The organism is Terriglobus sp. TAA 43 (assembly GCF_000800015.1).
Classification (GTDB): domain Bacteria; phylum Acidobacteriota; class Terriglobia; order Terriglobales; family Acidobacteriaceae; genus Terriglobus.
On sequence record NZ_JUGR01000001.1, the window covers coordinates 3,466,701 to 3,477,257 of the forward strand.

Here is a 10,557-nt window from a genome sequence, read left to right on the forward strand (position 1 = left end):
GCTAAAATAGCTCATGGACCTCCCGCAGGCGTCTCCTGCGAACCCCGGAAATTCTGATCCCTCCTCGAGCGACTCCGGTCGCAACTTGGAGGCGGCTGTACCTGCGCTCACACCGCTCTCCCCGCAGGACTCCCATCGCCGGGGACAAACCCTTCCAGTAGCCAACGGCATCGAAGCCATGCTGGAAATGGACAACACCGCAAACCTCGCCGAGCCCGAAGGCTCACTGACGTCCGCAGAGATCACACCCGCGCCGCAGCCCTCCGGCAACCCGCGATCCGCGCAATACCTCCCCGGCTTCCCCGCAGCGTTAACCACGAAGATCGACGCCGACTTCGAAACCCTGCTCGAAACCGTCCACGCCGCGCGCCCCGCCGACGACCTCGAAATCATCCGCAACGCCTGGCTCTTCTGCCTCTCGCAACACGAAGGCCAGAAGCGCGCCAGCGGCGAACCCTACGTCATCCATCCGCTCGAAGTCGGCCAGGTCCTCGCCGAAATGAAGATGGACAGCACCGCCATCGCCGCCGGCCTCCTCCACGACGCCGTCGAAGACACCGACGTCTCCTCCCCGGAGATCTCCCGTCGCTTCGGCCCGCAGGTCGCGCACATCGTCGAAGGCGTCACCAAGCTCGACCGCATCAAGTTCGCCAACAAGGAAGACCACCAGGCCGAAAACATCCGCAAGATGCTCCTCGCCATGGTCAGCGACATCCGCGTCGTCCTCATCAAAATGGCGGACCGTCTGCACAACATGCGCACCCTCGCGCACCTCAAGCCTGAGAAGCAGACGCGCATCGCCAAAGAGACCCTCGAAATCTACGCGCCACTCGCCCATCGCCTCGGCATGGGTAAGCTCCGCGGCGAATTCGAAGACCTCGCCTTCCAGTACGTCGACCCCGAACGCTACCTCCAGCTCGCGCAAGACGTCGAACTCCTCCGCAACCGCGGCGGGTCAGAGTTCCTCAGCACCATCGCAGACCGCCTCAACCTCGAACTCACCCGCCACGGGCTCCCCGGCCGCGTCGAGTTCCGCATCAAGCGCCTCTACTCCATCAACTCCAAGCTGCAGGCGCATGCGTCCGAAGGCGGCTCGCCCGAACTCAGCTCCGTCCACGACCTCTTCGCCGTCCGCGTCATCACGCAAACCGTGCAGGACTGCTACGCGATCCTCGGCCTCCTCCACAGCATCTGGCGTCCCGTCCCCGGCCGTATCAAGGACTTCATCGCCATGCCGCGCCCCAACCTCTACCAGTCGTTGCACACCACGCTCGTAGGCGAAGGCGGCTACCAGTTTGAAGTCCAGATCCGTACTGAGGAGATGCACCGCATCGCCGAAGACGGCATCGCCGCGCACTGGAAGTACAAGGCCAACGAAACCGTCAACGCCAAGGACGAGCAACGCCTCGCCTGGGTTCGCCAGCTCATGGAATGGCAGAAGGAGATGACCGACCCCAACGAGTTCATGTCGACCCTCAAGATCGACCTGTACCCCGAAGAGGTCTACACCTTCACCCCCAAGGGCAAAGTCGTCGTCCTGCCCAAAGACGCCACACCCATTGACTTCGCATACACCATCCACACCGAAGTCGGACACACCACCACCGGCGCAAAGGTCAACGGACGCATCGTGCCCCTGCGCCACCGCCTCCGCAACGGCGACATCGTTGAAATCACCACGCAGACCGGCCACACGCCCTCGCGCGACTGGCTCAGCTTCGTTAAGTCCTCACGTGCCCGCAATAAGATCAAGCACTGGCTCAATGAGCATCAGCGCGAACGCGCCATTGAGATCGGTCGTAAGTTACTTGAACGTGAAGCCCGTAAGTTCAAAGTAAGTCTGCATAAGTTATCTGACGACGATTACACTCGCGCCGCCAATGACTATGGTCTCGGCAATGCCTCTGACTTACTCGGAGCCATCGGCTTCGGTAAGTACTCCGCACGACAAACGCTCAATAAGTTAGTCCCCGGCAGCACCACCGGCCACAATGCCGAAGGGCAGGGCACAGAATCATCGCAGCCCGGCTCCGTAGGCGCGGCCATCAATGCGGGCAGTCTCTCCGCCGTACCGCCGTCAGAACTTAGCAAGATGTCTGACGCCATCAAGCGCGTCTACTTCGGCAAAGGTTCTGACTCACTCCAGGTCGAAGGCCAGAACGACTTACTCGTCTACCGCGCCCGCTGTTGTAACCCCATCCGCGGTGAAGAAATCGTGGGCTACGTTACAAGAGGCAAAGGCGTCGCCGTCCACGCCCGTAGCTGTCCCAACGTGCAAAACCTTCTCTACGAGAGCGACCGCCGCATCAACGTCGAATGGGCTCCTGACGCGCCCAGCGCAGCCGGTGGAGCCAAGCCCACCCGCTACCCCGTCCGCCTCATCATCACCTGCGACGACCGCAGCGGCATGCTGAAAGAGCTAACGGCCATCATCTCCGACGACGACACTAACATCCGCAGCGTCGACAGCCGAGCCAACGACGACGGCACCACAGCCACAGTAGAGTTCGTAGTAGAAACCCTCGACCTACGCCACCTGAACAAACTCACCGTAGACCTGCGAAGAGTCCCAGGCGTACGAGAAGTCCAAAGAGTTTCGAAAATCTAACGCCATCCATCAAATAGATCTAAGAGTTGATCAAGCGGGGTTTCGACTTTTTCTCCTGTGAAATTCACGGTAAATTTCTGTTGTTGTGGGCTCATTAAGTTATCGGCAGCCACCGCGACACTAAATTCAAAAGTCTTGGAGACGCAGCACGCGAAGAATATAGGCTCTTTACTGAACTCCGTAACTCCTGGCTGAATCGAACCCATTTTTATCTTTACATCAAAAAAGTCTCCTCTCTTCTGAACTTCGACCCCATTTCGATCAGAGAATCTGAGCACTTTCGCAACCAAGTTACGCCTCGTTGAAGGCTTTTTCCCTATATCATCTGCGCAACGTAATTCGATCTCGGAACTTGAGACTTTCATTCGCAAGATAACGTTATGAGCGATTTTTCCAGACACATTTGCAACCGAAAAGCCGACAGGCTTAAAGAGTTGGGAGTCAAAAAGATAATCGCGTGCATCTCGATAGAACTCCTCATTGTCGTAAGCACCTACGATTGTTCCACTCGAATACGTGGGAACCTTCTCTCCTTCTTTTATGGCTATTTCGCGGCACGTCAGCGATACGCTGTAGCCGATTTCGTTATGAGTAGCTATATCGGCGAATTGCAAAGACAGTTGTGGCTGAGTCTCGGCAGCTAAGAGGGACTGCGCCATCTTCACCACTTCATCCGGAGCTGCGATAGCGTTTGTATCGCCCCTACGCACGTAGACGGCATAAGACTTTACTTGCCCGAAGTCATTCATCGCATACACCGGTCTCTGTTGGACTGGTATCGCAATTACTCCCACAACTTTTTCCTGATAAACGATTTCCTCATACGAAAAGTGCAGTGGGCGATTTGTTTTGGAGTTAACAAACTGTTGCAAATTTCGCCCTAGATTGCCCCCTGGTATCCCGTGAACAACACGAGGAGCTGCCTTCTTGTCATCTATACCTAAGACCAGATAAGCGGTGGTCTCGCGCCAAGAATTGGCCAAAGCCAACATGTCTTTGAGCAGGTCTTGTTTTTTCTCAGAATTTTTCAGCGAAAGCTGGTAATCGTCCCTCTTGAAATCCAATGATTCTGACTCGTCTTTATACAAGAGGGACTCGAAAAGGTTCAGGTCCATATTTAGCCTTCAATCTCGCCAGCTTCGGGGCCAGACTCACTCTTTGTATCCAACACGTCCGCGATTCTATTCAAAGTATTTACGAAGGCTCCCAGCATTTGCTTACCCTGCCGGACGAAGGGCCAACGTTTTTCGATTCGCAAGTTCTTAAAGGCATCTTCAAGATCGGCACTATGCAGGTGGGCGTCTGCTAACCGCAGGTCATAAACCGCAAAGAGCGGGCTCATTAATTTGTATGCGGCTTCAGGTCCGATCCGAGACGCCAATACCTTCTCCAAGGACTTAAGAGAACCCCACTTCTCTACTTTGGGTGGCGCAACCACTTTATTCATCGATGAGGCGTCAAAGCTATCAGCCGTCAGCCTTGCTAAATCTTTCGCCAGGCTAAATAGGCCGTTTTCGGTTGTCGCCCTGAAGCGATGCGTTTGCTTTAGTAGATTTTCAACATCGCGATGAGATCTCACGAATTCAACCCCAAAGCTATCTTTGGATGCTCGATTGATGAGGGTCAGTCCTTTTTGAAGAAAGGCTTCTGGGGCGTGAGTTGATGCAGGTTCGCCAATGGCTTGAGACATCATTAATTCTTTTGAGACCTTCCCATCGGGCATCACATTGAAGCCTGCCCAAATTTGCTGCTCCCAATTAGGTTGGTATCGCAAATCTTTGGCGTAGACATTCACAAGTCCGAGTTCGTTGATCCCAAAAACCAATCGCCCGTTCGGTCCTATCACTTGACCGGTATCTGCTGTGAACCAGTCGAGACTCATTCCACGAAATTCAAGCATTTTATTGATGACGTCGGGGTTAAACCAAAGCCAACGCCCCTTGCGGTCGAGGTCATCGACACTTTCACGAGTCTCAGAAGCATCCGTATAGAAAAAGATGGTTGAAGATAAATCATCGCCTCGTACTCTGGGGCTGCTCTTGCCTGCCTCTACGAAGTCAACTTTCCAGAGCTCACCCCATACCCTGAAACGCTTCGCTCCTCCCCCCAAGGCTCGGGTGTATTTCCGACTTTCCATCTCATCACTAATCCCGATCTCCGGAACATCCTGATTGATGTCGTAGTTCTTACGTCCAACGTGAAACACTGCCATTTTGGCCTCAAACTCATATCCATCCTCATTGATGGCTGTGATCGTGCCTCGCCATTTTCCCTTTTTCCCCACTTCCTCGTCAGATGTGGGCCAGCCGAATCCGGGATCGGTTTCACTGATTTCCATGCGGCCCTTCCAGCTCGAGACGGCCAGAAATTCGCCTCGTGCGGCAAGGAAATCTTTCAGGTGACTAGCTCGGATCTCGACGAAATTGGCATTTCCAGCATCGTCTCTCGTGAGCCGCATGACAGGGGTATAACCTTCATCGATTGAAAGCCAAAGATCACCTTCACGTTTGAGACGAAGCCCCATGATCAAGTCGGGATGGACGTACCAGTCACCACTTTCAATCGAGTTCCCACGAGGAACCATGACCAGATTGGTACCTTTGAGATCGCCACTAAGAAACTCGTCAGAAGGGTGATACTCGTCGTCTTGGACATACGGCCCGTGATCGCGCGTCAGGCTCAAGTTTCCCCAGTTGATCTTCTCTTCAGCCATCTCTCTATCTGCATGCTTGAAGGAGGCAGTCGCGATGGCGATGTCTTCCTCTATGTGCCCAACTACTGCGTTCAGCAACCCATCCTTATTGCTGATATTTGCCCGAAGAGGAATCCAAACATCCCGATCAATAGTTTTGGTCTTCAAATCCGAAAATTCGAACCATTCTTTTGCGTTTTTCATCTCACCTCGAAATCTGTCAAGCCCGATTTAGCCGTAAATCATTGAATATTATGGCAAATAAAGTTGGCATGGTATTTCCCCAAACTCACTACAATAGAAACAGGACAAGAAAGGGCCGCGCATCGCGCGGCCCTAACTCGTTTAGAAAGACGATTTTGCCCCTAACCCCAATGGGTAGACGATTTTAGCGACACCGTCGCCGTAACCCCAATAGAAAGAAGATTTTAGAAAAACAGGGGGGAGGGGGTACCCCCACACCACCAAGGGCCAGCCGCCAAGGCTGGCCTTCACCATTTCAAGGAGAAAACACATGCAATACGGACTTTGCCGCCACATCCGCTCCAACGGAGACCAATGCCAATCGCCCCGACTCCTCAAAGCCGACTTCTGCTACTTCCACAACCGCCTTCACCAGCAGCATCGCAGCGCCATCGCACCACAGCGCAGCACAGAAGTCATGCTTCCCGTCCTCGACAAGTCCGGCACGCTCGTCGGCATGGAACCGGCGCCCAGCCAGATACTCGACCTCGGCCCGCTGGAAGACCGCACCTCCGTCCAGATGGCCATCTCCACCGTACTCAACGCCTTAGCCGCAGGCCGCCTGGAACAGTCCCGAGCTACCGCGCTCCTCTACGGCCTCCAGCTAGCCAGCACCAACTGCATAGCCCGCCGCTTCGACCACAGCCACGCCGTCCAACCCGTCCACGACGTGGAGATCACCCCGGAAGGCACCACCCTGGCCCCGGAACCCACCGCACGCCAAAGCCGCCGAACATAATACGGCAAAATCGGCATATTTCCACAGAAAGGACTATGCTGAAGAGAGCACACCTTCTCGCCTCTAGTCCTCTCCGGACTTTACCTCTAGACGAGCGCACTTCCGCAAGTCAGCCGTCTGGAGTCGAGATGACTACCTACCAAACCAAAGATGTCGTGTATTACGGCCTCCTGCAACCTGCACCAAAGCGTGCCTGGGCGACAGAAGCACCTGTCGGCCTTGAGCTTTGTCGCCATCCGCAGCAGCCGCCTCGCTATTCCATCCTTTCGCAGAGCCGTGAGGAACTGGACAATCCGGAGAACACCCCCGCGATCAGCATGTGGCCTTACCTGATTGCCTCTGACCAAACGAAGCGGCTCAACGAGATCAGTATCTACTCCGAGAAAGGCACCACCTCGGACAAACTACGTTTCCTCTACCTGAACGACTTCGCCCTCTCCATCTGGGATGAGATGAACAAGCACATTCAGGTGATGGGCCGCCTCCACCGCCCCCCACGGTGCGCCGTACTCTCCTTCGGCATGCCTTTCTCAGACTAGGCAATTCCTTCAACCAGCCAACAACGTTCAAAACGAAAGGGAGTTCATCATGACTCTGGATCAAGCAAAGACCGCCCTCGCAACCGAGCAGGACGCATGGAATCAAGTCGTGAAACAGCCCAACACGCTCGAACGCAACATCGTTCTGGCCGCACATCGTGGTGAAATCGGCAGGTTGGAGAAGCTCATCTCCAAGACCAAGCAGTAATCGGGTTGGCTTCGTAACACTGCAGTAAAGGCCGCGCATCGCGCGGCCTTTACTCGTCCAGGAAGACGGATTGTGTCCTAACCCCAAAGGGCATCAAGGCAGAGAAGCCTATACTCTCTTCGTGCGTCCCCTTAGCCTCCTACTCCTCTCAAGCTGTCTGCTCTGCTGTGCCTCTCTGCGTGCACAGGTGCGTGTCATCAACGACGGATTCCCAGGTGAAAGCACTGCGGAACTCGACGCGCGCATCGACAACGCCTTGCATGAGTTCCATCCGCAGATCGTGATCCTGTTCGCAGGCACGAACGACGCCCTGAACGACAAGAAGCTACTTCCCATCCAATCCACCAGACAGCATCTGGAATCCATGGTGAAGAGCAGCACCGCTGCGGGTGCGCAGATCGTGCTCGTCCAGATCCACACCCCCGACATGGTCCGTCTGATGAGCCGCCACAAGCTGGAAGACTACGGCAACATCGCCCCGCTGCAACGCCTCGCGGCAGTGAACGACACCATCGCCCAGATAGCCCAGAAGGACCACGCATCACTGGTCCACTTAGCGGACATCCTCAACCAGGCCGGCGGAGCCAACAACCAGCTAAGCACCGACGGAGTCCACCTGACCCCCAAGGGCTACGCCCTGCTAGCCCAGGCCATCCGCCAGCAACTCCCCGCCACCCTACCCCCCAACACAACCATCCTCTGCCTAGGCGACAGCCTCACCTACGGCATAGGGGTACGCCCCCCCAACAACGCTCCGGAGACACCCGAAACCTATCCTTCACAACTGCGAATCCTGTTGAAATAGCCCGTAGAAGTGGAAAGGCTGCCGTCTCAGAGAGACGGCAGCCGAGTTGAGAGACGACAGGCGAGTCTGGTTAAGGTCTCCCGTCATAAGCAATGCGCCAGATGCGACCCTTGTTGGAATCCGCCACATAGAGAGCGCCGTCGGGACCAACTGCGACGCCAACCGGACGATAGACAGCCCGCTTGATGTTCTTATCCTCAAGCGATGGACCAGCGAAGCCATCGGCGAAGATCACCGGCGTTCCTGCCTTGCTGCCCTTGAACGGGACAAAGACGATATCGTAACCAGCGTGGCCTGAGGGGTCATCACTATCCGCCGCACCATGCATTGCGAGGAAGGCTCCACCGCGGTACATCGCGGGGAACTGCTTAGCCTCATAGAACGTAAGATCAAGCACAGCCGGGCGGCGAGGCTGGAAGAACGCTGCTACAGGGGTGGCGTAGTTGCCGTCGTGTGGCGCGGTCTTGCCGTCACCACCATACTCAGGGGCAAGGATGCGTTGCTTCCGGACGCCATCGTAATAGGTATAGGGCCACCCCATATCCGTGGACGGAGCAATTCGAAACATCTCGTCCGGAATGGCGTTGTCATCAGCTTCGCTGACCAGGTCCGGGAATGCTGCGTGCGTCGCATCGCGGCCGTGCATTGCACCGTACAGGGTGTCACCGTTGCGCCAGTCCAGAGCGCTCATGGTGCGAATGCCGGTGGCGAAGTGTTCGCCGTCGCTGAATTTCTGATTGAGTTTCGAGTCGTCAAACTTCCATACGCCAGCCCTTGCTTCCAAGGCTGGGCAGGGCTTCTGGCCTACAGGCTTTTCGCCCTTGGGCGCTCCGGGAGTGCCGCAGATGTTCATACCGGCGTCGAGTGAGACGAAGAGGTTTCCTTTGCCATCAAACGCCAGCGAATGGCCGGAAGGAGCAAGCCCCTCAACGACCGTCTGCGGAGTTTCTGTGGGAACGAGCGCGTTGCCCTCAAACGGGAAGCGATAGACGGCGGTGTTGGAAGAGGCGTAGAGCGCACCTTTGTAGATACGGATGCCGGTGCCCTGATCAACCGTGCTGAAGTGTTCGATCTGTGTTGCCTTGTGATCGGGGCTTAGCCGCAGTGCAAGGATGCCGAGTGTCTGCGTCTTGGTGCGGCGCGTGGAGACGTAAATATCTCCGTTGTCGCGGATGGCCATGTGGCGAATGGAACCCAGATCCTGGGCCACAACGCTCGCATGGAAGCCACGAGGAAGTGTGAGGCCGTCCGGCTCAGAGGCGGAAAGATTTCCGGCAGCAATACCCAAAGCCAGGACGGCGAGTGCGAACTTTTTCATGCGAATCAAATTTCTCCGCGCCCGTGCGGAGGCATGGGCAGCAGTATGTGTTGTGTGTGGTGGATAGAAGTGTACGCGCGGACACATACAGGCGGGAAGGAAACGCTATTGCCATATTGCACATGAGAGGGAAAGTTCTCTGAACGCAGAAGGGGCGAGCCATATGGCTCGCCCCTTCGGTACTGCTTGTGTGTTGTTCCGATTTACTTAACGATTTCTGAGATAGCGCCAGCGCCTACGGTACGTCCACCCTCACGGATGGCGAAGCGCAGACCCTTTTCCATAGCAACCGGTGTGTGCAGCGTGATCTCGAGAGCCACGTTGTCGCCTGGCATCACCATCTCGGTGCCTTCCGGCAGCTTTGCCGAACCCGTTACGTCCGTCGTACGGAAGTAGAACTGGGGACGGTAGCCGTTGAAGAACGGGGTGTGACGGCCGCCTTCTTCCTTCGACAGAACGTACACTTCGCCCTTGAACACGGTGTGCGGCGTGATCGATCCCGGCTTCGCCAGAACCATGCCGCGCTCCACGTCGTCCTTCGCCGTACCACGCAGCAACAGACCTGCGTTGTCGCCAGCAAGACCTTCGTCCAGCTGCTTCTTGAACATTTCAACGCCGGTCACGGTCGTCGCCTGCGTATCGCGGAAGCCCACGATCTGTGCCGGCTCGCCAACCTTGATGCGACCACGCTCGATACGGCCCGTCACTACAGTTCCACGGCCCGAGATCGAGAAGATGTCTTCGATCGGCATCAGGAACGGCAGGTCGACCAGACGGTCAGGCTGCGGAACGTTGTCGTCCACGGCCTGCATCAACTCGTCGATCTTTGCTTCCCACTGAGCTTCGCCGTTCAGCGCGCCCAGAGCCGAGCCACGGATGACAGGAACGTCATCGCCAGGGAACTCGTACTTGCTGAGCAGTTCACGAACTTCCATCTCGACCAGGTCGATCAGTTCGGGATCTTCCACAGCATCGCACTTGTTCAGGAACACAACGATGTACGGCACGCCAACCTGACGAGCGAGCAGAACGTGCTCCTTCGTCTGGGGCATCGGGCCGTCGGTCGCTGCAACCACCAGGATCGCGCCGTCCATCTGCGCTGCGCCCGTGATCATGTTCTTGATGTAGTCAGCGTGGCCCGGGCAGTCAACGTGTGCATAGTGACGGTTCGCCGTCTCGTACTCCACGTGCGAGGTCGAGATCGTGATACCACGCTCGCGCTCTTCCGGTGCGTTATCAATCGTGTCAAACGAACGGAAGCTGTTCTTCGGGTTGTGCTTCGAAAGAACCTTCGTGATCGCCGCTGTCAACGTCGTCTTGCCGTGATCGATATGACCAATCGTGCCAACGTTTACGTGAGGCTTACTACGGTCAAATTTTTCCTTCGCCATTGCTCTCTTGCTCC

9 protein-coding genes are annotated in these 10,557 nt (G+C 56.2%); 5 read left to right on the forward strand and 4 right to left on the reverse strand.

What is annotated here, in order from left to right; translation table 11 throughout:
• Positions 1 to 13 precede the first annotated feature (13 nt).
• Positions 14 to 2,608, forward strand: a complete 2,595-nt coding sequence (locus M504_RS14685) for a bifunctional (p)ppGpp synthetase/guanosine-3',5'-bis(diphosphate) 3'-pyrophosphohydrolase (protein WP_052200751.1) — start codon at positions 14 to 16, stop codon at positions 2,606 to 2,608.
• Here the strand turns inward: M504_RS14685 and M504_RS21450 are convergent.
• Together M504_RS21450 and M504_RS14695 are read right to left on the reverse strand one after the other, a co-directional pair.
• A complete protein-coding gene (locus tag M504_RS21450; protein ID WP_052200752.1) occupies positions 2,605 to 3,723 on the reverse strand; it encodes a helix-turn-helix domain-containing protein in 1,119 nt (372 codons plus the stop codon). The two genes, M504_RS14685 and M504_RS21450, sit on opposite strands and share 4 nt — an antisense overlap.
• A 2-nt stretch (positions 3,724 to 3,725) precedes the next feature.
• Entirely contained in the window at positions 3,726 to 5,504 is a 1,779-nt protein-coding gene (locus M504_RS14695; RefSeq protein WP_047492739.1) for a hypothetical protein, read from the reverse strand.
• 310 nt (positions 5,505 to 5,814) lie between these two features.
• On the opposite strand from M504_RS14695, the gene M504_RS14700 reads away from it, so the two are divergent.
• The 4 genes from M504_RS14700 to M504_RS14710 all read left to right on the forward strand — a co-directional run bounded on the left by M504_RS14700 (position 5,815) and on the right by M504_RS14710 (position 7,834).
• A complete protein-coding gene (locus tag M504_RS14700; protein ID WP_047492743.1) occupies positions 5,815 to 6,282 on the forward strand; it encodes a hypothetical protein in 468 nt (155 codons plus the stop codon).
• A gap of 128 nt (positions 6,283 to 6,410) precedes the next feature.
• A complete protein-coding gene (locus M504_RS14705; RefSeq protein ID WP_052200753.1) occupies positions 6,411 to 6,821 on the forward strand; it encodes a hypothetical protein in 411 nt (136 codons plus the stop codon).
• Between the two features lie 49 nt (positions 6,822 to 6,870).
• Positions 6,871 to 7,029: a hypothetical protein gene (locus M504_RS22115; RefSeq protein WP_156993803.1), complete on the forward strand. Its 159-nt coding sequence runs from the start codon at positions 6,871 to 6,873 to the stop codon at positions 7,027 to 7,029.
• Between the two features lie 121 nt (positions 7,030 to 7,150).
• Positions 7,151 to 7,834 carry an SGNH/GDSL hydrolase family protein gene (locus M504_RS14710; protein ID WP_198137615.1) on the forward strand — a complete coding sequence of 228 codons (684 nt, stop codon included), beginning with the start codon at positions 7,151 to 7,153 and terminating at the stop codon, positions 7,832 to 7,834.
• A 70-nt stretch (positions 7,835 to 7,904) separates the two neighbouring features.
• Here the strand turns inward: M504_RS14710 and M504_RS14715 are convergent, their stop codons facing one another.
• Both M504_RS14715 and tuf read right to left on the reverse strand, forming a co-directional pair.
• Positions 7,905 to 9,152 (reverse strand): sorbosone dehydrogenase family protein, encoded by a 1,248-nt coding sequence (locus M504_RS14715; protein WP_052200754.1) that lies wholly within the window; start codon positions 9,150 to 9,152, stop codon positions 7,905 to 7,907.
• A 203-nt stretch (positions 9,153 to 9,355) separates the two neighbouring features.
• A complete protein-coding gene (gene tuf, locus M504_RS14720; protein WP_047492748.1) occupies positions 9,356 to 10,543 on the reverse strand; it encodes an elongation factor Tu in 1,188 nt (395 codons plus the stop codon).
• Positions 10,544 to 10,557 lie beyond the last annotated feature (14 nt).

Excerpts from the sequence above, each read along its gene's own strand:
- M504_RS14705 (WP_052200753.1), top strand. The coding sequence starts at position 6,411 with ATGACTACCTACCAAACCAAAGATGTCGTGTATTACGGCCTCCTGCAA.
- tuf (WP_047492748.1), bottom strand. The coding sequence starts at position 10,543 with ATGGCGAAGGAAAAATTTGACCGTAGTAAGCCTCACGTAAACGTTGGC.
- M504_RS14695 (WP_047492739.1), bottom strand. The coding sequence starts at position 5,504 with ATGAAAAACGCAAAAGAATGGTTCGAATTTTCGGATTTGAAGACCAAA.
- M504_RS14700 (WP_047492743.1), top strand. The coding sequence starts at position 5,815 with ATGCAATACGGACTTTGCCGCCACATCCGCTCCAACGGAGACCAATGC.
- M504_RS14685 (WP_052200751.1), top strand. The coding sequence starts at position 14 with ATGGACCTCCCGCAGGCGTCTCCTGCGAACCCCGGAAATTCTGATCCC.
- M504_RS21450 (WP_052200752.1), bottom strand. The coding sequence starts at position 3,723 with ATGGACCTGAACCTTTTCGAGTCCCTCTTGTATAAAGACGAGTCAGAA.
- M504_RS14715 (WP_052200754.1), bottom strand. The coding sequence starts at position 9,152 with ATGAAAAAGTTCGCACTCGCCGTCCTGGCTTTGGGTATTGCTGCCGGA.
- M504_RS22115 (WP_156993803.1), top strand. The coding sequence starts at position 6,871 with ATGACTCTGGATCAAGCAAAGACCGCCCTCGCAACCGAGCAGGACGCA.